Origin of the sequence: Mesorhizobium sp. M1142 (genome assembly GCF_040318565.1) — a bacterium.
Lineage (GTDB): Bacteria > Pseudomonadota > Alphaproteobacteria > Rhizobiales > Rhizobiaceae > Mesorhizobium.
In genome coordinates this window covers 36,591-56,483 of the sequence record NZ_JAMYMK010000021.1, presented here as the reverse complement: position 1 = coordinate 56,483, position 19,893 = coordinate 36,591, and the positions used below count along the sequence as shown (strand labels likewise).

At 63.3% G+C, this 19,893-nt stretch carries 24 protein-coding genes; 9 read left to right on the top strand and 15 right to left on the bottom strand.

The annotated features are described in order from the left end of the window. Position 1: 1 nt before the first annotated feature. The 13 genes from NKH42_RS26315 to NKH42_RS26255 all read right to left on the bottom strand — a co-directional run bounded on the left by NKH42_RS26315 (position 2) and on the right by NKH42_RS26255 (position 11,361). On the bottom strand, positions 2-676 hold the full coding sequence (locus NKH42_RS26315; protein WP_254819962.1) for a response regulator transcription factor: 675 nt from the start codon (positions 674-676) through the stop codon (positions 2-4). Between the two features lie 289 nt (positions 677-965). Continuing rightward, positions 966-2,510, bottom strand: coding sequence for a Do family serine endopeptidase (locus tag NKH42_RS26310; RefSeq protein ID WP_352507492.1), 1,545 nt, complete (start codon positions 2,508-2,510; stop codon positions 966-968). Between the two features lie 116 nt (positions 2,511-2,626). Beyond that, a complete protein-coding gene (locus NKH42_RS26305) occupies positions 2,627-3,091 on the bottom strand; it encodes a cytochrome c-type biogenesis protein (RefSeq protein ID WP_352647241.1) in 465 nt (154 codons plus the stop codon). Then, positions 3,088-5,076, bottom strand: a complete 1,989-nt coding sequence (locus NKH42_RS26300; RefSeq protein WP_352706088.1) for a heme lyase CcmF/NrfE family subunit — start codon at positions 5,074-5,076, stop codon at positions 3,088-3,090. Before NKH42_RS26300 ends, NKH42_RS26305 begins: the two co-directional genes overlap by 4 nt. 14 nt (positions 5,077-5,090) lie before the next feature. Next, positions 5,091-5,534 (bottom strand): cytochrome c maturation protein CcmE, encoded by a 444-nt coding sequence (gene ccmE / locus NKH42_RS26295; protein WP_352706090.1) that lies wholly within the window; start codon positions 5,532-5,534, stop codon positions 5,091-5,093. Between the two features lie 3 nt (positions 5,535-5,537). Continuing rightward, positions 5,538-6,674: a c-type cytochrome biogenesis protein CcmI gene (gene ccmI, locus NKH42_RS26290; RefSeq protein WP_352752362.1), complete on the bottom strand. Its 1,137-nt coding sequence runs from the start codon at positions 6,672-6,674 to the stop codon at positions 5,538-5,540. A 78-nt stretch (positions 6,675-6,752) separates the two neighbouring features. After that, complete coding sequence (locus NKH42_RS26285; protein WP_352690020.1) at positions 6,753-7,187, bottom strand: RT0821/Lpp0805 family surface protein; 435 nt, start codon at positions 7,185-7,187, stop codon at positions 6,753-6,755. Between the two features lie 109 nt (positions 7,188-7,296). Then, positions 7,297-8,724, bottom strand: coding sequence for an ATP-binding protein (locus NKH42_RS26280; RefSeq protein WP_352706146.1), 1,428 nt, complete (start codon positions 8,722-8,724; stop codon positions 7,297-7,299). Between the two features lie 10 nt (positions 8,725-8,734). Then, positions 8,735-9,400: a response regulator transcription factor gene (locus tag NKH42_RS26275; protein ID WP_352588745.1), complete on the bottom strand. Its 666-nt coding sequence runs from the start codon at positions 9,398-9,400 to the stop codon at positions 8,735-8,737. Positions 9,401-9,464: 64 nt separating this feature from the next. Then, the gene (locus NKH42_RS26270) at positions 9,465-9,764 is read right to left on the bottom strand and encodes a hypothetical protein (RefSeq protein ID WP_352647230.1); all 300 of its coding nucleotides are present in this window, start codon (positions 9,762-9,764) and stop codon (positions 9,465-9,467) included. A 384-nt stretch (positions 9,765-10,148) separates the two neighbouring features. Further along, positions 10,149-10,559 (bottom strand): DUF3168 domain-containing protein, encoded by a 411-nt coding sequence (locus tag NKH42_RS26265; protein ID WP_352690024.1) that lies wholly within the window; start codon positions 10,557-10,559, stop codon positions 10,149-10,151. Between the two features lie 266 nt (positions 10,560-10,825). Beyond that, positions 10,826-11,092: a DUF1488 family protein gene (locus tag NKH42_RS26260; protein WP_254819951.1), complete on the bottom strand. Its 267-nt coding sequence runs from the start codon at positions 11,090-11,092 to the stop codon at positions 10,826-10,828. Beyond that, positions 11,089-11,361, bottom strand: coding sequence for a hypothetical protein (locus NKH42_RS26255; RefSeq protein WP_352690026.1), 273 nt, complete (start codon positions 11,359-11,361; stop codon positions 11,089-11,091). Before NKH42_RS26255 ends, NKH42_RS26260 begins: the two co-directional genes overlap by 4 nt. Before the next feature lie 244 nt (positions 11,362-11,605). Between NKH42_RS26255 and NKH42_RS26250 the strand changes: the two genes are divergently transcribed. From NKH42_RS26250 to NKH42_RS26225, 6 genes are all read left to right on the top strand, one after another. Continuing rightward, entirely contained in the window at positions 11,606-11,944 is a 339-nt protein-coding gene (locus NKH42_RS26250) for a co-chaperone GroES (protein ID WP_254819949.1), read from the top strand. A 99-nt stretch (positions 11,945-12,043) separates the two neighbouring features. Beyond that, the gene (gene groL, locus NKH42_RS26245) at positions 12,044-13,663 is read left to right on the top strand and encodes a chaperonin GroEL (protein WP_352690028.1); all 1,620 of its coding nucleotides are present in this window, start codon (positions 12,044-12,046) and stop codon (positions 13,661-13,663) included. A 78-nt stretch (positions 13,664-13,741) separates the two neighbouring features. Next, positions 13,742-13,903 carry a hypothetical protein gene (locus tag NKH42_RS26240; RefSeq protein WP_352479526.1) on the top strand — a complete coding sequence of 54 codons (162 nt, stop codon included), beginning with the start codon at positions 13,742-13,744 and terminating at the stop codon, positions 13,901-13,903. Between the two features lie 153 nt (positions 13,904-14,056). Continuing rightward, positions 14,057-16,216 (top strand): transglycosylase domain-containing protein, encoded by a 2,160-nt coding sequence (locus NKH42_RS26235; protein WP_352752363.1) that lies wholly within the window; start codon positions 14,057-14,059, stop codon positions 16,214-16,216. A gap of 97 nt (positions 16,217-16,313) precedes the next feature. Next, positions 16,314-16,898, top strand: coding sequence for a DUF1214 domain-containing protein (locus NKH42_RS26230; protein WP_352706148.1), 585 nt, complete (start codon positions 16,314-16,316; stop codon positions 16,896-16,898). Then, positions 16,891-17,439 carry a DUF1254 domain-containing protein gene (locus NKH42_RS26225; RefSeq protein WP_254819944.1) on the top strand — a complete coding sequence of 183 codons (549 nt, stop codon included), beginning with the start codon at positions 16,891-16,893 and terminating at the stop codon, positions 17,437-17,439. The genes NKH42_RS26230 and NKH42_RS26225 overlap by 8 nt, the downstream gene beginning before the upstream one ends. Before the next feature lie 14 nt (positions 17,440-17,453). On the opposite strand, the gene NKH42_RS26220 is transcribed toward NKH42_RS26225, so the two are convergent. Further along, positions 17,454-17,639: a hypothetical protein gene (locus NKH42_RS26220; RefSeq protein ID WP_352974643.1), complete on the bottom strand. Its 186-nt coding sequence runs from the start codon at positions 17,637-17,639 to the stop codon at positions 17,454-17,456. 187 nt (positions 17,640-17,826) lie between these two features. On the opposite strand from NKH42_RS26220, the gene NKH42_RS26215 reads away from it, so the two are divergent. Then, positions 17,827-18,837, top strand: coding sequence for a hypothetical protein (locus NKH42_RS26215; protein ID WP_352690033.1), 1,011 nt, complete (start codon positions 17,827-17,829; stop codon positions 18,835-18,837). 10 nt (positions 18,838-18,847) lie between these two features. Here NKH42_RS26215 and NKH42_RS26210 read toward each other — a convergent pair whose 3' ends face one another. Beyond that, positions 18,848-19,195: a DUF1491 family protein gene (locus NKH42_RS26210; protein WP_254819941.1), complete on the bottom strand. Its 348-nt coding sequence runs from the start codon at positions 19,193-19,195 to the stop codon at positions 18,848-18,850. A 156-nt stretch (positions 19,196-19,351) separates the two neighbouring features. On the opposite strand from NKH42_RS26210, the gene NKH42_RS26205 reads away from it, so the two are divergent. Together NKH42_RS26205 and NKH42_RS26200 are read left to right on the top strand one after the other, a co-directional pair. Next, positions 19,352-19,627, top strand: a complete 276-nt coding sequence (locus NKH42_RS26205) for a type II toxin-antitoxin system ParD family antitoxin (protein WP_502895544.1) — start codon at positions 19,352-19,354, stop codon at positions 19,625-19,627. Beyond that, positions 19,620-19,889: a type II toxin-antitoxin system RelE/ParE family toxin gene (locus NKH42_RS26200; protein ID WP_352752364.1), complete on the top strand. Its 270-nt coding sequence runs from the start codon at positions 19,620-19,622 to the stop codon at positions 19,887-19,889. The genes NKH42_RS26205 and NKH42_RS26200 overlap by 8 nt, the downstream gene beginning before the upstream one ends. The last annotated feature ends 4 nt before the right edge of the window (positions 19,890-19,893 follow it).

The following is a 19,893-nucleotide window of genomic DNA, read 5'->3' as shown; positions in this document are numbered from 1 at the left end:
TCTAGCCGCTTTTCAGCATGTAGCCGGCGCCGCGAACCGTGTGCAGGATCGGCTTGTCGAAGCCCTTCTCGATCTTGCCCCGCAGCCGCGAGATATGAACGTCGATGACGTTGGTCTGCGGATCGAAATGGTAGTCCCAGACGTTCTCGAGCAGCATGGTGCGCGTCACCACCTGGCCGGCATGGCGCATCAGATATTCGAGCAGGCGGAACTCGCGCGGCTGCAGCGTTATCTCGCGCCCGGCGCGGCGCACCGAATGCGACAGCCGGTCGAGTTCGAGATCACCGACCCGGTAGACGGTTTCGGCTTCCCTGGCGCTGGCGCGGCGGTTCAGCACCTCGACGCGGGCGAGCAGTTCGGAAAAGGCGTAGGGTTTGGTCAGGTAGTCGTCACCGCCGGCGCGCAGACCGGTGACCCGGTCGTCGACTTCGCCGAGCGCCGACAAGATGAGCACGGGCGTCGTATTGCCTCGGGACCTGAGCCCGGCAATGACGGACAGGCCGTCGCGGCGCGGCATCATGCGGTCAACGACCATGACGTCATAGTCGCCGGAATCGGCGAGCGCGAAGCCGGTTTCGCCGTCGCCGGCGACATGGGCGGTATGGCCGGCCTCGGCGAACGCCTTCTGCAGGTAGTCGGCTGCCTCGCGATCGTCTTCTATGACGAGAATCTTCATAGAACCGTTATACGCGATTTCGCTGGAAGATTGAGTGGCCGGCATACGCATCGTGGCCTTCTCCATGGCGTATCGCGAACAAAGTGATTCAGGGATACGCGGTAAGTCTTTGTTTTAGCATGTCGTAGCCTAAAACCGCTTCACGCTTTGAGCGACATGTTCGAGCGGCAGCGGGCGATGGGAAGCCCGCTGCCGCTGGGGCGGAACACGATGACTGACTAACGTATTCAGGCCCCGTGCTTTCCCGTGCGGCGGCTCGGGGGTGTTGAAAACCGCCGCACCGGAAAAGTCAGCCCTTGGCGACAGGCAGTGCGACGAAGCGGTTGCTGTCGTCGCGGGTGATCTGCATCAACACCGCCTTGCGGCCGGACTTCACCGCGTCGGCCATCGCCTTGTCGACGTCGGCGGTGCCGCTCACTTCCGTCGAATTGACGGAGGTGATGACGTCGCCGGGCTGGATGCCGCGATCGGCGGCATCGCTGTCGGGGTCGACGTCGGTCACCACAAGTCCCTTGCCATTTTCGGACTTGGTAACGGTCAGGCCGAGATCGGCGAGCGTGTCGGTCTTCGGTGCCGGAGCAGGCTGCTGGTCGGCCGAGGCCTGCTTGTCGCTCGACGGCAGCTTGCCAAGGTCGACCTTGACCGCCTCGCTCTTGCCGTTGCGCCACAACGTGACATCGACCGATTTGCCGGGCGGGTAAGCGCCAATCAGGCGGGCGAGTTCCTTCGGCGAAGCAACGTCCTTGCCGTCCACCTGGGTGATCACGTCACCGGCCGTGATGCCGGCCTTCTTGCCGGGACCGTTGTCCTGCGCGCTGGCAACGAGCGCGCCCTTGCCGGACCCAAGGCCAAGCGACTCGGCGATTTCGGGCGTGACCGGCTGGATTTCGACGCCGAGCCAGCCGCGCTGGACGGTACCGTTCCTCATCAGGTCCTGCACGACCTGCTTGGCGGTCGAAGCGGGAATGTCGAAGGCAATGCCGACGCTGCCGCCCGACGGCGAGAAGATCGCGGTGTTGATGCCGACAACCTGGCCGTTGAGGTTGAAGGTCGGGCCGCCCGAATTGCCGCGGTTCACCGAGGCGTCGATCTGGATGAAGTCGTCATAGGGACCGGCGCCGATATCGCGGCCGCGGGCCGAAACGATGCCTGCGGTAACCGTGCCGCCGAGGCCGAACGGATTGCCGACAGCCACCACCCAGTCGCCGACGCGAACCTTGGAATCATCGGCGAAGTCGACATAGGTGAACCTGTTGCCATCATCGACCTTGAGCACGGCAAGATCGGTGCGCGGATCCGTGCCGATCAGCTTGGCGTCAAGCTCCTTGCCGTCATTGGTCACCACGGTGAAGGCGGTGCCCTCCTCGACGACATGGTTGTTGGTGACGAGATAGCCGTCATCGGAGATGAAGAAGCCGGACCCTTGCGCCACCGGCCGCGGCTGGTCGTTGTTGCGGTCACGATGTCCAAAACGGCGCATTCCGTTCGGGCCCTGATCGCCAAAGCCGCGGAATTCGCGGAAGAAACGCCGCAGCTGCGGGTTATCGGGAAGATTGCCTAAGCCGTCTTCGTCGTCCATCTGGTCGGAACCGTCATCGGCCGTCGGCTGGATCTTGGCCTTGACGCGCACGCTGACAACCGCCGGCGAAACACGCTCGACCACATCGGCGAAGCTTGGGACCTGCGGTGCCTCGACACGCACGGCGTCGGCCAGCACCGGGGCTGTCCCGGTGGCAACGGCGCCGAAGCCGATCGCGCCGGCAATGGCCAGGGATGCGGCTGCGGCCAGCAGGCGTTTGCGAGTGCGAAGAGATGAATTGGGGGCAACATTCATGGTTCTCGTATCCTCTTTTCAAGGGACGCCCCTTGTTTGGCATCCTCGACAAAGGAAATAGAGAGCCGCACATTACGGCGCCATTTCCGGTACATGAAACTTTCGTAATGTATCGATCAATCGCGGCGGAGCATTGCGTCCAACGCCGCCTGCTCGTCCGCGGTCAGGGCATTGGTCGCCGTCGAGCGGCGCGAGCGGGCGGCCAGCAGGATAAACGTCCCGCCAACGAGCAGCAGAAGAACTGGCGTCCCCCAGAGCAAGACATTGCGCAGATTGAAGCGTGGCTTCAGCAGCACGAACTCGCCGTAGCGCGAAACGACATAGTCCATCACCTGCTGATCGGTATCGCCGGCGACCAGACGCTGGCGCACAAGGATGCGCAGGTCACGGGCGAGATCGGCATCGGACTCGTCGATCGACTGGTTCTGGCAGACCATGCAGCGCAGGCCTTCCGACAAAGCGCGCGCCCTCGCCTCGAGTGCCGGGTCGGCGAGCACCTCGTCGGGCTTGACCGCCTGCGCGGCGCCGGCGAACAACAGCGCCAGCAGCAGGACCAGCGAGGCCAGCGTGCTCCTTCTCATTGCGGGCTCGCCGATGGCATGGCGCCTGCAGGCTTGCGGCGCGACGGTGCGCCGACGCGCAGGCGGCGGTCAAGCAGCGACATCGCCGCGCCCGCCATCATCACCAATCCGCCGCCCCAGATCAGCGTCACCAGCGGCTTCCACCACAGACGAACGACCACCGAGCCATCGCTGCCCTCGTCGCCAAGCGAAAGATAGAGCTGGCTGAAGCCGATCGTCCTGATGCCGGATTCGGTTGTGGTCATCTGGCGCACCGGATACGAGCGCTTGGCCGAGGTGATCTCGCCTGCGACGCTGCCGTCGGCGCCAAGCAGGGCGAAGCGGCCGCGATCCTCACTGTAGTTAGGGCCCTGGGCCGGGTAGAGCCCCTCGAAGCGCAGCCTGTGACCGGACAGTTCGACGGTCTCGCCGGCATGCATCGACAGGATTTTTTCGGTGCCGAAGCAAAGCGTGCCGACAATGCCAAGCGTCGTCAGCCCGAGACCGAGATGCGCAAGCGCTGTGCCGAAGACCGAGCGCGGCAGGCCGGCGAAGCGCCTGAGCATGGTGGCGAGCGCGACGGTGCCGAAGCCGGATTTGACGCCGAGATCGGTGAGCGCACCGCAGATTAGCCAGAAGGCAAGGCCGACACCGAGCGCTGCGAATACCGATGCGCCATCGATGAACAAGGCCGTCACCAGTACGGCGAGCAGCGCCGCCGCGAAAGCCGCCATCAGGCGCTGGGCGACCGCGAAAATGTCGCCGCGCTTCCAGGCGAGCAGCGGCCCGAACGGCACGACGACCAAGAGCGGCACCATCAGCGGGCCGAATGTCAGGTTGAAGAACGGCGCGCCGACCGAAATCTTGTCGGCCGAAAGCGCCTCGACGGCGAGCGGGTAGAGCGTGCCGACCAGCACGGTGGCGGTGGCGGTGGTCAGGAACAGATTGTTCAGGACCAGCGCGCCTTCGCGCGAGATCGGGTGAAACAGGCCGCCGGCCGTCAGCCGGGAGGCGCGCAAGGCAAACAGCGCCAGCGAGCCGCCGATGAACAGCGTCAGGATGCAGAGGATGAAAACGCCACGCGTCGGATCGTTGGCGAATGCGTGCACCGAGGTCAGCACGCCGGAACGCACCAGGAAGGTGCCGAGCAGCGACAGTGAGAAGGTCAGGATCGCCAGAAGCAGCGTCCAGATCTTCAGCGCCGAGCGCTTTTCCATGACGATCGCCGAATGCAGCAGCGCCGTGCCCGCCAGCCACGGCATGAAGGATGCGTTCTCGACCGGGTCCCAGAACCAGAAGCCGCCCCAGCCGAGTTCGTAATAGGCCCAGTAGGAGCCCATGGCGATGCCGCCGGTGAGGAACATCCAGGCGACCAGCGTCCATGGCCTTACCCAGCGCGCCCACGAAGCGTCGATGCGGCCCTCGATGAGGGCGGCGACCGAGAAGGAAAAGCAGATCGAGAAACCGACATAGCCGAGATAGAGCAGCGGCGGATGGATGGCGAGGCCGAGATCCTGCAGGATCGGGTTGAGATCGCGTCCCTCGATAGGCGCCGGATTGAGCCTGACGAACGGGTTCGACGTCGTCAGGATGAACAGCAAGAACGTGGCGCCGATCGCTCCCTGCACGGCAAGCACATTGGCCCGGAGCGTCGCCGGAAGATTGCCGCCGAAAACGGCGACAAGCGCGCCGAAGAAGGTCAGGATCAGCACCCAGAGCAGCATCGAACCTTCGTGATTGCCCCAGGTTCCGGTGATCTTGTAGATCAGCGGCTGCAGCGAATGCGAGTTCTCCCAGACGCTCTCAACCGAAAAATCGGACCCTGCATAGGCGGTCGCCAGCGCTACGAAGGACAGCGCCGTCAAGGCAAAGCCGGTCAGCGCGGCGGGTGCGCCGACGGCCATCATCTTGTGGTTGCCGGTGCGCGCGCCGAACATCGGCACCACCGTCTGCACCAGGGCCAGCGCAAACGCCAGGACCAGGGCGAAATGTCCGGTTTCAACCATTGTCGCCGCACCCGCTACTCACTCTTGCTCTCCTGCCACACGCCCTTGGCCTTGAGGCCGTCGGCCACCTCCTTGGGCATATAGGTCTCGTCATGCTTGGCGAGCACGCTGTCGGCGACAAAGATGCCGTCGGGGCCAAACGAGCCTTCGGTGATCACGCCCTGCCCTTCCCGGAAAAGGTCGGGAAGAATGCCGGTATAGGTGACCTTGACGTCCTTCTGGTTGTCGGTCACCGAAAAGGCGACGGTGGCGCCTTGGCTACGCTCTACTGTGCCTTTTTCGACGAGGCCGCCGAGCCTGATGCGCTGGCCCGGCTGAAGGCTGGCGGTGGCCAGATCAGCCGGCATGTAGAAATAGGAGGCCTTCTGGCCAAGCGCACAGAAGGTCAGCCCGGTGGCAACACCGAGAAACCCCAGCCCTGCGGCGATCACCGACAGTCGTTTCTGCTTGCGCGTCATCGTCTACTCCGTCGCCGTCACGCCGAGCGAGGCAGCAAAGGCGGTGAATTTCCTGGCCTGGTCACTGTCCGCGCCAAAGACGGCGATACCGCGATTGAGCGCGTCACGCGCCTGATCTGTCTTGCCCAGCACGACATAAGAACGAACGAGCTGCATCCACCCTTCCTCGTCGCGCGGATTTTGCCGAAGCTTTTCATCGAGGCTGGCAACCATAGTGCTGATCATGGCTTGCCGGTCCTGCGGCGACATCGAGGAGGCAGCATCGATATCCTCGGCGCTCGGTCCTTTCGCGGGCGCTCCGGAAGCGACGCTGCGGGCGGCGGATTCGGCCAGCGCCTGCTCGACGGCGCCGCGCCACGGCGAGCCCTGCGGCAAGGCGGCCAGCATCTTTTGCCAGGCCGCCGTGGCTTCAGCTATGCGGCCCTCCTGTGCCATGCCCATGGCGAGATAGAACGCGGCCTTCGGATTGGCCGGATCGAGCTTCAACGCCGCCTCGAACGCCGCCTGCGCTTCGGCCGAGACAATGCCGCCGGCCGCATTGGCTATCGCCTCGCCAAGACCCGCCTGACGGGCAGCGCTGTCGCCGTCGAGGCGGATGGCGTTGCGATAGGCGGTCACCGCATCGGCGTATCGCTGCATGCGCAGATAGACCGGCGCCAGAACGTCCCAGCCACGGCCATCGGATGGGTTGGCCGCCAGGTGCGCCTCGGCGCGGGCTATCAGCTCGTCGACCGAGCTGTCGGCGGGGTTCTTGGCCAGGCGTTCGCTGAGTGGCTGCGATGGCAGGTCGGGTGAGCCGAGCTGGCCATAGAGGCCCCAGCTGAGCAGCGGAACCACCAGCACGGCAGCCGTCGCCACCAGTCTTGTCGACCGCGACGGCTGCGTCGCCGTCTCGCCGGCCTGGCCGGCATTGCTCAGGCGAAGGATGCGGCGGGCGATTTCGGCGCGAGCCTCTTCGGCCTCCATCGGCTGGATCAGGCCACGCGCCATATCGCGGTCAAGCTCGGCCAGCTGGTCGCGATAGACTTCAAGGTCGTGATCGCCGGCAGCGGACGCGTTCTTCGATCCACCGGCCAACGGCAGCAGCACCGCCAGGCTTGCGCCCAGCGTCAGGATTGCGGCTATGACCCAGAACAGCATGGCTCTTCCAATAGAACGAGACCCCTGCCCTGCCAACACAAGCGTGCTGCGACGCTTTGGCGGAAACGGCCGGACCAGCTACGTCAGCGGCGTCCAGCTGCCGTCGGCATTGCGGCAGGCGGTTCCGCGCGCGGTGGCGCCGGCGGTGCCGGTAAACACCGTATGGGTGTATTGCCGGCAGTCCTGCGATCCGACGCGATAGGGCTGGGCGGCAACCACTTCGCCGCGATGGGCCGAACTGTCGCTCTTCCAAGCCACTTTCTGGCCGCTCGCCGTGTATTCAAGCGCCTTGTATTCCGCCTCGAGCGCGCTGCGTTTCTCGGTCTCGCTCAGGCCGGCGCCGATAGAGCCGCCGACGAGGCCGCCGCCCATGGCGGAGATGATCGTCGTCGCCACCTTGGCGCCGCTGGGGGGCGTGGCGGCCGGCGTTACCGTAACGGCCGGGCCCTTGCTGAGCGTTGTGCAGCCGGAGACGGCGAGCAGGGCGGAAACGAGCGCGACGCGAATCTTCATGCCAATACCGGCTTTCTTGAGCTGGACCGCCGCGCTGTCAGCAGGCTGGCGCGGCGATAATGTCGATGTTTGTCGGAAATTTGGCCGCAGCCGGCCACCTGGAAAAGCATTACTGAAGGCTCCGCAATCGAACCATCGCCTTCAATCCACCCATGACGGATCGTTCCAGCGCCAGAGAGCCTCCATACTCGTTGACAAGGTCGGCGACAATGGCAAGTCCGAGCCCGCTGCCCGGTTTTGTCTCGTCGAGACGCCGGCCGCGCTGCAATACCTCGCGCGCCTTGTCGTCGGGAATGCCGGGGCCGTCATCCTCGATGGCTATCTCGAATAGATTGGCCGCGCCCTCCTTGCTGGCGCCACCCTTGCTGGAGATTGGCTTCACGGAAACGGCGACCGCGCTCCTTGCCCATTTCATCGCATTGTCGAGCAGATTGCCGAGCAACTCCTCCAGGTCCTCGCGTTCGCCGGCAAAGACGATGTCGGTGGCCGGCAATGACAGCGACAGCGCCGTCTGCGGGTTAAGCTTCTGCAGCACCCGCACCATGCGCTGGACCAGCGGTATCACCGGCGTTCGGTAGACGACGCTGTCGCGCTGCGCGGCGACGCGGGCACGTTGCAGATAATGGTCCACTTGCTTCTGCATGGAAGCAGCCTGCTCGGCGATCAGCTGCCCCTTGGCGCCACCCAGCGCCCGCGCCTCGTTGAGCAGCACGGCAAGCGGCGTCTTCAGCGAGTGCGCCAGGTTGCCGACCTGCGTGCGCGACCGCTCGACGATACGCCTGTTGTTCTCGATCAGCGCATTGGTCTCGTTGGCGAGCGGCTCGATCTCGGCCGGGAAACGGCCGTCGAGGCGTTGCGCGGTTCCTTCGCGCACCATCGCAAGCGCATTCCTGACCCGGCGCAGCGGCTGCAGGCCGAGCAGGATCGCAATCGCGTTGATGGCGATCATGCCGACGCCGAACAGCGACAGATAGGTCAACAGGCGCCGCTGGAAGGTAGCGATTTCCTGCTCGAGCTCGGTCTGGTTGCCCATGACACGGAAGCGCGCGGCGCGATTTTTCGCATCGAGGACGAACTCGCTCTCGAACACCTCCAACTGCTCGCCTTCGATGCCATCCGCTGAATAGCTGCGCTGGAAGCTGGCATTGAAGGGCACCTCGGCAACGCTTGGCGACGGGATCGCCTTGGTCATCGACGACGAATGGAGATCGCCGTGCACGCCTTCCGAGGCGGGCTCGACCGACCAGTACCAGCCGGAATTCGGCTCCGAGAACCTCAAATCGCCGAGGTCGGGGGCGCCCGTCAACTGGCCGCCTTCGGAAACGCCCACCGAGCCGATCAGGTTGAACAGATGCGCCGAAAGCAGGCTGTCGAAACCGCGCTCGCTGGCCTGGCGATAGAGCGTGGTGATCAAGGTGAAGATGACGACCAGAGTGAGGATCGCCCAGACCGTGGAAAAGGCGATGACGCGAAACGCCAGCGAACGCGGCCATGACCGCAGCGACGGCGTGTTCGAGACGGCGGGTTTTGTAGTCAGCGGTTCCGCGTTACGCCTCCGGCTTACGCATGCGGTAGCCCATGCCGCGAACGGTTTCGATCATGTCGATGCCCATCTTCTTGCGAAGCCGTCCGACAAAGACCTCGATCGTGTTGGAATCGCGGTCGAAATCCTGGTCGTAGAGATGCTCGACCAGTTCGGTCCGGGACACCACGTCGCCCATATGGTGCATGAGGTAAGCAAGCAAGCGGAATTCGTGCGAGGTCAGCTTCAGCGGTACGCCGTCGACGTCGGCTTTGGAGGCTTTGGTGTCGAGACGCAGCGGCCCGCAGGTCAGCTCGGACGAGGCATGCCCGGCAGCGCGCCGGATCAGAGCGCGCACCCTGGCCAGAATTTCCTCGATGTGGAAGGGTTTGGTGACGTAGTCGTCGGCGCCGGCGTCGATGCCGGCAACCTTGTCGCTCCAGCGGTCGCGTGCCGTCAGGATCAGCACCGGCATCTTGCGGCCGCCGCGCCGCCAGCGCTCGACCACGCTGATGCCGTCCATCTGCGGCAGGCCGATGTCGAGCACCACGGCATCGTAGGGCTCGGTGTCGCCGAGAAAGTGCCCTTCCTCGCCGTCGAAAGCGCGGTCGACGACATAGCCGGCATCGACCAGCGCGTCGCCGATCTGCCGGTTGAGATCCTTGTCATCTTCGACGACGAGTACGCGCATGCGGAAGGCCTGTTGAAGCTGTTCAGATATAGGCCGATTCCGGCAGACTGGGAAACGGCACGGTTCAGTTCAGCGGAACGACGATCTCTGAGCGACGGGGACGCTGCCCGTCCTTGCCCGGAAGGAGCACGACGATGACGCAGACCGGCTGGCCGCCGCGTGTCGACTGCGAGGCCTTGGCCAAGGTGCCGCCATTCTGCTCCGCCACCTGCTGGCCGATCGCGTAGCAGTCGGACGCGGCGAGGACGACCGGCTGGGGCTGCTCGGGGGTGACAGCGGGGATCGCCATCGCTTGCGACGCAAGCAGGCCGGCGGCTGAGAGCGCCAGTGCCGCGGTCCGGAAGTGGGAGCGAAGGGTTTTCATGGCCAGCGTTCTAACGCGCCGGTGCTGAACGTGATATGAACGGTGAACGCTCGAATGCATGCCCGCCACACCCCTGAAGCGCGAGATTACCGGATTGCCATTTCGCCGCCCATCCCGCGAAATTGCCAAGTTTAACCTAGCCCTCCGATCCTCCGCCGACAACCGGGCATCGTTTGGCGGTGAAAGGCAATCGCTTTAGGTTTGCCCCGACTTCGACAATCGATCCGGCAACCGAAGGCAGATTCAGCCGAACCGACCGGAAATAAAAAAACCCGCTCTGCGACGGGTCATTGGCGCCAATCAGCACCATAGCCAAATTAGTAGCATAGCTGCCGGCACAAAGCAAGAACAAAATTGCCCGATTTTACGGAAAGTGCCCGACGCTCAGCCGTCTTCCTCGATCACGGCGCGGAAGCGCAGCAGCCCGTGATGGGCCGAAAGGTCCTCGTCGTAGCGGGCTTCGGCGAATTCGAGCTTGAGATGGGCGCGACGATGTTCACCAAGCGAGAGCGCCGCATCTCGCAGGCGGGCGCTGACCAGGTCCATGATGTCGGTGGTTTCCTTGCTGGCCTCGGACTTCGACCAGACATGCAGCGTCAGCAACTGCTCGGCGTTGTTCTCCGTCCCCGTTGCCCAGTCGTAGACGCTGGTGCGGCCGAAGGTCATGTGGGGGAACGCAACATTTTCCGGGGCATGGTCGAACAGTCTTGCATCGCCCAGTGCCGCCGACAGGTCGGGATCGCCGTTCACTGCCTCGAATATTGCCCTCTGCAATTCGACGGCCGGCGCGGTCATTGTCTTTGCCCTCGCCCGTCGCGTCGACCTCCCGGCTGCGTAGCTGCGTTGCATGACGGCATCCCGGCAAAAGCGCGAATCAGCGCGTCTCATACGGATTATGAACCTTCATGACCTCGGGAATAAGCCCTGCTCCTGGAATGCGCGACGCCGCAGCCCTCTGCGTCACGGACCCCTTGACCGGCTGAACGGTCGCGACGTCAAGCGGCGAGCGAAGGCGGACCGGAAGCCCTGAGAAAGCGTCTTGTGGACGGATTGCGACGGATCTAGCGAAAATCGGCCGCAGTCAGCACATATATGCTCCTGCGGGTGCGGGCATAGGCATTCCTGGCGACATCGTGGATCGAGTTGGAAGCCGTGTCGAAGGCTGCCAGGTAGGTAGCTTCTGAGGCCGCCGTTCCCGGCTGCATCTTGGAGATGGCATCGGTAGCGACAGAGAAGGAAATCTGGAACATGCCGTCATGGCCGACGAAGCGGATGCGTTTGCTTGCCTCGTCGTAGCTGCGGCTGGGATTGGGAAATGTCAGGCTCATGGTTTCGCCTCCATCGATGCGGATACGGCCTTCTTGACTGCCCGTGACGCCCGCTTCTTCTTTGCGGCGACCGGATTCAGAGCTTCCGCCGCGCGGTCCGCCTCTTCCTTGGCCAGTCGCAATTCCCTCAGCCTTGCCGTTTTGATGCTCCTGGCCTTGGCCTCCGAGAGATATTCGGCAGTTGCTTTGTTCCGTTCCGCCGTCTTCTTCTGGTTTTCCATGAAGCGAGCCTGAGCTTTTTCCATGATGTTCTGATTGCCTTCGGCCATCGGTAAAATCTCCCTTGCAGCGAAAGTCATGACTGTGAACTTCATCGTAAAATAGGTGTTCAAAGACAGAAATTCAATTTCATTAATATTCGGCAGGACCCGAACACCAAGGGATGACCAGGCAAGATAATACGTTCAATATTTTATATGCCCTATGAATATTTTTTGGCACTCCTATCAATCGAGTGCCAAGGCGCCTATAGAGAGGGGGCGGCCGCCTAAGCCGGCCCCAGAAAGAGTCCCCATGAAATTCCGGCCACTCCACGATCGCGTCGTCATTCGGCGCGCCGAAAGCGACACCAAATCCAAGGGCGGCATCATCATCCCCGACAATGCCAAAGAAAAACCGCAGGAAGGCGAAGTGATCGCTGTCGGGCCGGGCGCGCGGGACGAAAGCGGCGCGCTGATCCCGCTCGACGTCGAGGCCGGCGATCTCATTCTGTTCGGCAAATGGTCCGGCACCGAGGTCAAGATAGACGGCGAGGACCTTCTGATCATGAAGGAGGCCGACGTCATGGGCATCATCGAAAAAAGCGAGACGGGCATCATCGACAAGACCGTGGCTGCCAAGAAGGCCGCCTGATTGGAAGGCCGCGCGCCCTCCCGCGCGCGCAAAGGACGCTCCGAGCTTTGATTCAGGCGCTGCAAGCGCCTTGCCACGACAACCGAACTGGAAAAGATCATGTCTGCCAAGGAAATCAGATTCTCCACCGACGCGCGTGACCGCATGCTGCGCGGCGTCGAAATCCTCAACAACGCCGTCAAGGTGACGCTCGGCCCCAAAGGCCGCAACGTCATCATCGACAAGGCCTACGGCGCGCCGCGCATCACCAAGGACGGGGTGGCCGTGGCAAAGGAAATCGAGCTTTCCGACAAGTTCGAAAACATGGGCGCACAGATGGTGCGCGAAGTGGCCTCGAAAACCAACGACCTCGCCGGCGACGGCACCACCACCGCCACGGTGCTTGCCGCTTCCATCCTGCGCGAGGGCGCCAAATTCGTTGCCGCCGGCATGAACCCGATGGACCTCAAGCGCGGCATCGACCTTGCCATCAGCGCCGTCGTAAAGGAAATCCAGGCCCGAGCCAAGAAGGTCAAGTCCTCAGGCGAGATCGCGCAGGTCGGCACCATTGCCGCCAATGGCGACACCAGTGTCGGCGCCATGATCGCCAAGGCGATGGACAAGGTCGGCAATGACGGCGTCATTACCGTCGAGGAGGCCAAGACCGCCGAAACCGAGCTAGACGTCGTCGAAGGCATGCAGTTCGACCGCGGCTATCTCTCGCCCTATTTCGTCACCAATGCCGAGAAGATGCGCGCCGAGCTGGAAGACCCTTACGTCCTCATCCACGAAAAGAAGCTCGGAAATCTGCAGGCCCTGCTGCCCATCCTCGAAGCCGTGGTGCAAAGCGGGAGGCCGCTGTTGATCATCTCCGAGGACGTCGAGGGCGAAGCGCTGGCAACGCTGGTCGTCAACAAGCTGCGCGGCGGCCTCAAGGTAGCGGCCGTCAAGGCGCCTGGCTTCGGTGACCGCCGCAAGGCGATGCTGGAAGACATCGCCGTGCTCACCGCCGGACAGATGATTTCCGAGGATCTCGGCATCAAGCTGGAGAACATTACCATAGACATGCTCGGCCGCGCCAAGCGCGTGCTGATCGAGAAGGACACCACCACGATCATCGACGGCGCCGGCGAGAAGACCACCATCCAGGCGCGCGTCCAGCAGATCAAGGCGCAGATCGAGGAAACCACGTCCGACTATGACAAGGAGAAGCTGCAGGAACGTCTCGCCAAGCTGGCGGGCGGCGTTGCCGTCATCCGCGTCGGCGGCGCCACCGAATCCGAGGTCAAGGAAAAGAAGGACCGCATCGACGATGCGCTGAACGCCACGCGCGCGGCCGTTGAAGAAGGCATCGTTCCGGGCGGCGGTGTCGCGTTGCTGCGCGCCAAGGCTGTGCTGAACGGGATGACCGGAGCCAATGCCGATGTGACGGCGGGCATTTCGATCGTGTCGAGAGCGCTCGAAGCGCCGATCCGGCAGATCGCCGAGAATTCCGGCGTCGAAGGTTCGATCGTCGTCGGCAAGCTCGCCGACGGCAAGGATCACAATCAGGGCTTCGATGCCCAGAACGAGGTCTATGTCGACATGATCAAGGCCGGCATCGTCGACCCGGCGAAGGTGGTACGGACGGCGCTGCAGGACGCGGGCTCCATTGCGGCGCTTCTGATCACGGCGGAAGCCATGATCACCGACGTTCCGGCGAAGGAAGCCGCTGCTTCGCCCGGCGGCATGGGCTATTGACCAGCCACTGCCGGAAACAAGCCTGAAAGACAGCCGCCGGGTATCCCCGGCGCGCACCATCGGCAAGGAGATCGATCAATGATCGCATTCGTCCCGAAGCCAAATGCAGCGGCGAAAATCGAAGTGGCCGAGGAAAGCCGCTTCGATCGCATTCGCAGGCTTGCCGACAAGCACAGGAAAGCCAACGCCGGTATGATAGGCCGCGACCCGAAAAAGATCGCGGACAAGCGTCCCATGTGACGCTGCCGATCCTCAGCACCCACGCAAGCGCGGAACCTTCATCGCCCTTGTAGGCAGCACCAAAATGGACGAATAGTCTTGAAAGGCGCGCCGCCGTGAAATTGCCGGCATGCGGTTTCTCAGTTGGCGGCGTCCCCGCAGCCGGATCCTGGAATGGCCAGTCCTTTGGAACCACGCAAGAGAAGAGGTCCGATCGCCGCAAGGCTGCTGGCGGTGGATGCGTGGATCGATTCCTCTGCCTACGAAATCGGCTTCAGGGCGCGCCAGTTCTGGGAGGCGGCCACCATCTTCTCGCGGCGTTTCCGCGTCGGCGGCTGGCGCCGCGGCCTGATCGAACTGTTGAGTGAAGGCTTTACGCTCGGTGCCGGCGGCATCGTCGTCCTTTTGGCGCTGGCTTTGCCGGCCTTCCAGATAACCGCCGGCGACTGGCGCACGCAAGGCGACTTCGCCGTCACCTTCCTAGACCGCTACGGCAACGAGATCGGCCAGCGGGGCATCATCCAGCGCGATTCGGTGCCGGTCGACGAGATGCCCGACCATGTCATCAAGGCGGTGCTGGCCACCGAGGACCGCCGTTTCTTCGACCATTACGGCATCGATGTGCTCGGCCTGTCGCGCGCCATCTTCGAGAACGTACGGGCAAATTCCGTCGTCCAGGGCGGCTCGAGCATCACCCAGCAGCTGGCCAAGAACCTGTTCCTGACCAACGAACGGACCTTCGAGCGCAAGATCAAGGAAGCCTTCCTGTCGCTGTGGCTCGAAGCCAATCTGTCGAAGAAGGAAATCCTGCAGCTTTACCTCGACCGCGCCTACATGGGCGGCGGCACTTTCGGCATCGAGGCAGCAGCCGATTTCTATTTCGGCAAGAGCGTCAAGGACCTGAACCTTGCCGAGGCGGCGATGCTGGCCGGCCTGTTCAAGGCGCCGACCAAATACGCGCCGCACATAAACCTGCCCGCCGCCCGTGCGCGGGCCAATGTGGTACTGTCCAATCTGGTCGATTCCGGCTTCATGACCGAAGGCCAGGTGCTGCAGGCAAGATTACACCCGGCCGAAATCGTCGACCGCGGCGAGCAGAAGAGCCCCGATTATTACCTCGACTGGGCCTTCGACGAGGTCAAGAAGATCGCCGCCAAAGGCGGCCCGCACTCGCTTGTCGCCCACACCACTTTCGACGCCAACATCCAGAAGGCGGCCGAAGAATCGATGGAGTTCCACCTCCGCCAGTTCGGCAAGGAATACAACGTCACCGAGGGCGCCATCGTCGTCATCGAGACCAACGGCGCCGTCCGGGCGATCGTCGGCGGCCGCGACTACGGCGCCAGCCAGTTCAACCGCGCCACCAAGGCACTTCGCCAGACCGGCTCCTCGTTCAAGCCCTATGTCTATGCGACGGCGATGGAGCATGGCTTCACGCCGGATTCGGTGGTGTCCGGCGGACCCATCTCCTGGGGCAGCTGGTCGCCCCACAATTACAATGGCGGGTCGGCCGGCAAGGTGACGCTGATCACGGCGATGGCCAAATCGATCAACACCGTGCCGGTGCGGCTGGCCAAGGATTATCTCGGCATCAAGCCGATCAAGGCGATGGCCGAAGCCATGGGCGTCGAGTCGCCGCTGGAATCGCACAAGACCATGGTGCTCGGTACATCGGGCATGACTGTGATGGACCAGGCGACGGGCTACAGCGTGTTCGCCCAGAACGGCTTTGCCGGAACCCGGCACGGCATAAGCCAACTCTTCAACCGTACCGGCGAGGTGGTCTACGACTTCGCCAAGGACGCGCCGCCGCCGCACCGGGTGCTGTCGGAGCAGGCGCTCAAATACATGAACACCATGCTGGCGGCGGTGCCGGTGATCGGCACGGCCCGGCGCGCGGCCCTTCCAAACATCGTTGTCGCCGGCAAGACCGGCACGACGCAGTCCTACCGCGATGCCTGGTTCGTCGGCTTTACCGGCAACTACACAGCCGCCGTCTGGCTCGGTAACGACGACTTCACCGCGACCAACAAGATGACCGGCGGCACGCTGCCGGCAATGGTGTGGCAGCGGCTGATGCTCTATGCGCACCAGAATATAGACCTGAAACCGATCCCCGGTATCGATCACCCCTTCGTCGATGCCGAAATTGCCGCCAAGGCCGAGGAAGCGGAAAAGAAGAACGCCGAACAGGCAGCAGCCGACGCCGACGCCGAGCGTCCGCCGGTGCTGTCCAGCCGGACCACCCGGACCCTGAAAGAACTGACCAGGCTTTTCCAGGCGGCACCCGTGCTCGACGCGCCCGCTGCACCGGAGACCCTGTCGGCGCTGTGACGGCCAATTCCGCGGGGCCGCTTGCCATAAGCCCCTGCGCCGAGATATCCCGGGCCGCAATCTTTCTGTCCCCGGCCTTCGGTTCTCTCGGCTCCTCATGCTCAAGAACGCCTTCCTGACGCTGCTTTCGCTTGCCATCGCCATCGGTGGCGGTGGCGCCAGCGTCTGGTACGCGCTGAAGCTGCAGGATGGCGTCGGCGCCATCAGGATCGGCCAATGGACCGCCTTCCCGGATATCGGCACGCCGACGGCGGATCCCTATTCCAAGGCCCGCGTGGCTCGCGAAGGCGTGCTGGCGCTTGGACAGGCGGAAGGACTGTCCTTCATAGCCGAACGCGATTCCGGCGGCGAACAGCTCAAGCGGCAATGCGCCTACAAGATTGCGGGCGGTTTTCCCACCGCCCGGTTCTGGACGCTTTATGCCGCCGACCAGTCGCTTGGGGTGGTCGAGACCGGCACGCCGAGGCCGGCTGCGCTGCAGTCCTATCAAGTGCTGCGCCAGGCCGACAATTCGGTGGTCATTTCCGTCGGCAGCCGCCCTGCGCCCGGCAACTGGCTGCTGACCAGCGGCGCCGGCAAGATGTATTTGGTGCTCACGTTCTACGACACACCGATCGCCAGCAGCACCGGTCTGTCGGACGTCACGCTACCACAAATCCAGAAGGTCGGCTGCAATGCGTAGCCTGCTGCATGCCGTGCTGCTCGGCCTGCTCGGCGCCGGCATCGTGCACATCGTCGTGCTGCTGCTCGTCCCCGAGTTCTCCGAACGCGACGCCTGGTCGCGATTGGCCATGGCCTCGGATCTCTACAAGATGACCAGGCTCGACGCGGAAGCCGGCGGCGCGCCGGTGGTGAAATCGGTCGATCCGCTGTTTTATGCGGCGGCTTGCCGCTTCGACCTTGCCGAGGGGATGGTGCGGGTCAAGGCGCCGGGCAAGGTGCCATTCTGGTCGATATCGGTCTATGACCGCGGCGGCCACAACATCTACTCGTTCAACGACCACAGCGCGACCGCAGGCGTGCTCGACACCGTTGTGCTGACGCCGGCCCAGATGATCGAGGTCCGCAAGGATCTTCCCGAGGAACTGCAAGGGGCCATCTTCGTCGAGGCGCCGATAGAGGAAGGCGTGTTCGTCATCCGTTCGTTCGTGCCCGACGACAGCTGGAAGCCGATTGTCTCGCGCTTTCTCGAACAGAGTTCCTGCGAACTGCAGGATTTTTAGGCCGGTTCCGATGCTCAGTGGTGCGGTACCGGCAATGTTCCCGACGGTCCCGGCTTGTCGGGGCCGGTCGGCCGCGTTTCGGCCGTCAGCGGCCGCTGCTCGTAGCGCACCCCGGGAAATATGATCACTGCCGCCGGCGAGGCTTGTTGTGCTCGATTGGTTGCCGCCGTTCGCGGCACGAAAGACAGTACCATGCCCATGGTTCGCGTATTCCTCTCGGTTGCCCCGGAGCACAACGCAACGCCTCCATAGTCGATTAAGAAGGCAGTAGGTTAACGGAGCGCTAACGGATCGCCGCTAAATTGATCTTTGTTCTTGGGAAACGCGAAACCGGTACAGCCCGGCAGAGCGCCCTCCAGATCGTGTCGAGTGTCAGGCGTATCCTTCGTGTCAGCTTCGGATTTCGGGCAAATCGCAGCAGGAGCTGAATCGGGAAAGGCCGAAAGGCTGTTTCGCGCCGCGGTATCGGCATTCTGTTCGCTCACCCGCCCTTCGCGCCGGGAGATCGCGCAGCTCGAAGACCTGACGCTGCCGCTTTTCGAGAATGTCTCGGTCGAATCGCGCCGCTACGTCGCAGCGGCCCTTTCCGAATGCGAATATGCACCCGCCGCGCTGGTGCGGCGGCTTTGCCAGGAGCGGGTCGACATCGCCGCTCCGCTACTCATCCGCTCGCGTGCCCTCAGCGACATCGACCTGATCGCGCTGATCGGGCGTCACGGCCTGCCGCATGCCCGTGCCATTGCCCGCCGCAAGGATCTCAACCAAACCATCGCCGATCTCATCAAAGTGCTTGAAAGGCCGACGCTGGTGCGGTCGCAGCAGCAGCCGGAAGCAACTGCCATTGCCCCGTCCGAAAACGCGGAAATGGTCGCGAGCGACGCAAACAGACAAGAGGCGGCCGACGCCGCCGAAACCGTACGCCGCCGGTTGCGATCCATGATGCGCTCCGAGCGCGGCACCGCCATCAGACCGTTCGTCGAGCCACAAACCTACGTCAAGCTGCGCGAAACCGCGCTGACCGGCAATGCGGCATTCTTTCAGACAGCGCTCGCCGATGCGCTCGAAGTCGATTTTTCAACGGCGCGGACGCTCACCGCGAGCCAAAATTACACACCGCTACTTTTCGCCTTGCGCGCGCTCGACCTCAGCGAAGACAAGGCGTTCCTGATCACGGCTGCCATCTATCCGACCGAGTTTCCGCACCCGCAGGCGATCCGCATCTTCCTCGACCGCTACCGCCTGCTGCACCGCGACGCTGCGTTGGACAGGCTCCGCGGCTGGAAGGCCGACACCGTGTCGAAAATCGTTCGCAAGCCCGGGCGCGTCGCGGCAAATGCCGACCTGCGCAAGCCGAACAGCGCCGATGTAACCGCCACCCCAAAGGCGCTTCGCATCTGAAGGCTTGCCGTTACGACGCCTTGACCGAGATAAGCTCCTCGACGGGAACGACGCCCGCCTCGATCTCGATCACCCAGATATCCGGATCGAATTTCTTCTCGCGCTCCAGCTGCGCGTCGAAAATGGCGGCATCGTCGCCTTCGCCAAGCAGACTGAAAAAACGGTCGTCCGGCCTGGCCGAATCGTAGCTCGTCTGCGGCGCCGGCCCGAACAGCGCCATCTCTCCTAGCCGGCCACGCGCCAACACGAAAACTGCGCCGGCTTCCGTGGCGCCGCGCTTGACCACGGCGGCAAAGCCGCCGGCGCTAAAAACCCGGCGCAACAGGGCCGACACCCACAGATCGGTGGTTACCCGCATGGCGGGACCCTGTACGATTTCGGGTTTGTGGTGTCGAGATTCTCACTTATTCGCGAGCAACGGTTGGCCATCAAAGCAAGTCCCGGAATGCGACGATTTACCAACAAAGTCTAACAAAACTTGTTGGCCTCTGTGAAAAATGCTATAGTGCCCGGTATGAAAGCCCAGCCCATGCGCACTCTTACTGTGTCGCTTACCCCCAAGCAGGCCGCCCGTCTACAAGACGCCGTGAACAGCGGAGACTATGCTTCCAACAGTGAAATCGTCAGGGAAGCACTACGTCTATGGGAGCAGCGCGAGGAATTCCGCACTCTTGAACTGGAACGCCTCAAAAGGGCCTATGACGAAGGGATGGCAAGTGGCGAAGGTCAACACGTAAATCGTACGGCTTTCTTACGCGCTCTGAAGGCCGAACGCGCAGTCCGTGGCTGAATACCGGCTCACCCCGCGAGCTTCTCAGGATTTGCGAGATATTTGGCATCACATTGCCGTCGATAACGAGAAGGCGGCTGACAAGCTGATCGGACGCATTTTCGACAGGCTGGAATTGGCTTGCGAGCACGCCAAAATGGGCGCAGCTCGACCGGAATTGAGCGCCACCGCCCGCAATTCTGGTCGAGGGGCGCTACATCGTGATTTACGAGCCCATGCCCTACGGCGTGTTAGCCGTGGCGATAGTCCATGGAATGCGTGACCCG

Excerpts from the sequence above, each read along its gene's own strand:
- ccmI (WP_352752362.1), bottom strand. The coding sequence starts at position 6,674 with ATGCTGTTCTGGGTCATAGCCGCAATCCTGACGCTGGGCGCAAGCCTG.
- NKH42_RS26305 (WP_352647241.1), bottom strand. The coding sequence starts at position 3,091 with ATGAGAAGGAGCACGCTGGCCTCGCTGGTCCTGCTGCTGGCGCTGTTG.
- NKH42_RS26240 (WP_352479526.1), top strand. The coding sequence starts at position 13,742 with ATGATCGCATTCGTCCCGAAGCCAAATGCAGCGGCGAAAATCGAAGTG.
- NKH42_RS26255 (WP_352690026.1), bottom strand. The coding sequence starts at position 11,361 with ATGGCCGAAGGCAATCAGAACATCATGGAAAAAGCTCAGGCTCGCTTC.
- NKH42_RS26210 (WP_254819941.1), bottom strand. The coding sequence starts at position 19,195 with ATGCGGGTAACCACCGATCTGTGGGTGTCGGCCCTGTTGCGCCGGGTT.
- NKH42_RS26230 (WP_352706148.1), top strand. The coding sequence starts at position 16,314 with ATGCTCAAGAACGCCTTCCTGACGCTGCTTTCGCTTGCCATCGCCATC.
- NKH42_RS26235 (WP_352752363.1), top strand. The coding sequence starts at position 14,057 with ATGGCCAGTCCTTTGGAACCACGCAAGAGAAGAGGTCCGATCGCCGCA.
- groL (WP_352690028.1), top strand. The coding sequence starts at position 12,044 with ATGTCTGCCAAGGAAATCAGATTCTCCACCGACGCGCGTGACCGCATG.
- NKH42_RS26270 (WP_352647230.1), bottom strand. The coding sequence starts at position 9,764 with ATGAAAACCCTTCGCTCCCACTTCCGGACCGCGGCACTGGCGCTCTCA.
- NKH42_RS26250 (WP_254819949.1), top strand. The coding sequence starts at position 11,606 with ATGAAATTCCGGCCACTCCACGATCGCGTCGTCATTCGGCGCGCCGAA.
- NKH42_RS26275 (WP_352588745.1), bottom strand. The coding sequence starts at position 9,400 with ATGCGCGTACTCGTCGTCGAAGATGACAAGGATCTCAACCGGCAGATC.
- NKH42_RS26265 (WP_352690024.1), bottom strand. The coding sequence starts at position 10,559 with ATGACCGCGCCGGCCGTCGAATTGCAGAGGGCAATATTCGAGGCAGTG.
- NKH42_RS26260 (WP_254819951.1), bottom strand. The coding sequence starts at position 11,092 with ATGAGCCTGACATTTCCCAATCCCAGCCGCAGCTACGACGAGGCAAGC.
- NKH42_RS26205 (WP_502895544.1), top strand. The coding sequence starts at position 19,352 with ATGAAAGCCCAGCCCATGCGCACTCTTACTGTGTCGCTTACCCCCAAG.
- NKH42_RS26220 (WP_352974643.1), bottom strand. The coding sequence starts at position 17,639 with ATGGGCATGGTACTGTCTTTCGTGCCGCGAACGGCGGCAACCAATCGA.
- NKH42_RS26225 (WP_254819944.1), top strand. The coding sequence starts at position 16,891 with ATGCGTAGCCTGCTGCATGCCGTGCTGCTCGGCCTGCTCGGCGCCGGC.
- NKH42_RS26310 (WP_352507492.1), bottom strand. The coding sequence starts at position 2,510 with ATGAATGTTGCCCCCAATTCATCTCTTCGCACTCGCAAACGCCTGCTG.
- NKH42_RS26300 (WP_352706088.1), bottom strand. The coding sequence starts at position 5,076 with ATGGTTGAAACCGGACATTTCGCCCTGGTCCTGGCGTTTGCGCTGGCC.
- NKH42_RS26285 (WP_352690020.1), bottom strand. The coding sequence starts at position 7,187 with ATGAAGATTCGCGTCGCGCTCGTTTCCGCCCTGCTCGCCGTCTCCGGC.
- NKH42_RS26315 (WP_254819962.1), bottom strand. The coding sequence starts at position 676 with ATGAAGATTCTCGTCATAGAAGACGATCGCGAGGCAGCCGACTACCTG.
- ccmE (WP_352706090.1), bottom strand. The coding sequence starts at position 5,534 with ATGACGCGCAAGCAGAAACGACTGTCGGTGATCGCCGCAGGGCTGGGG.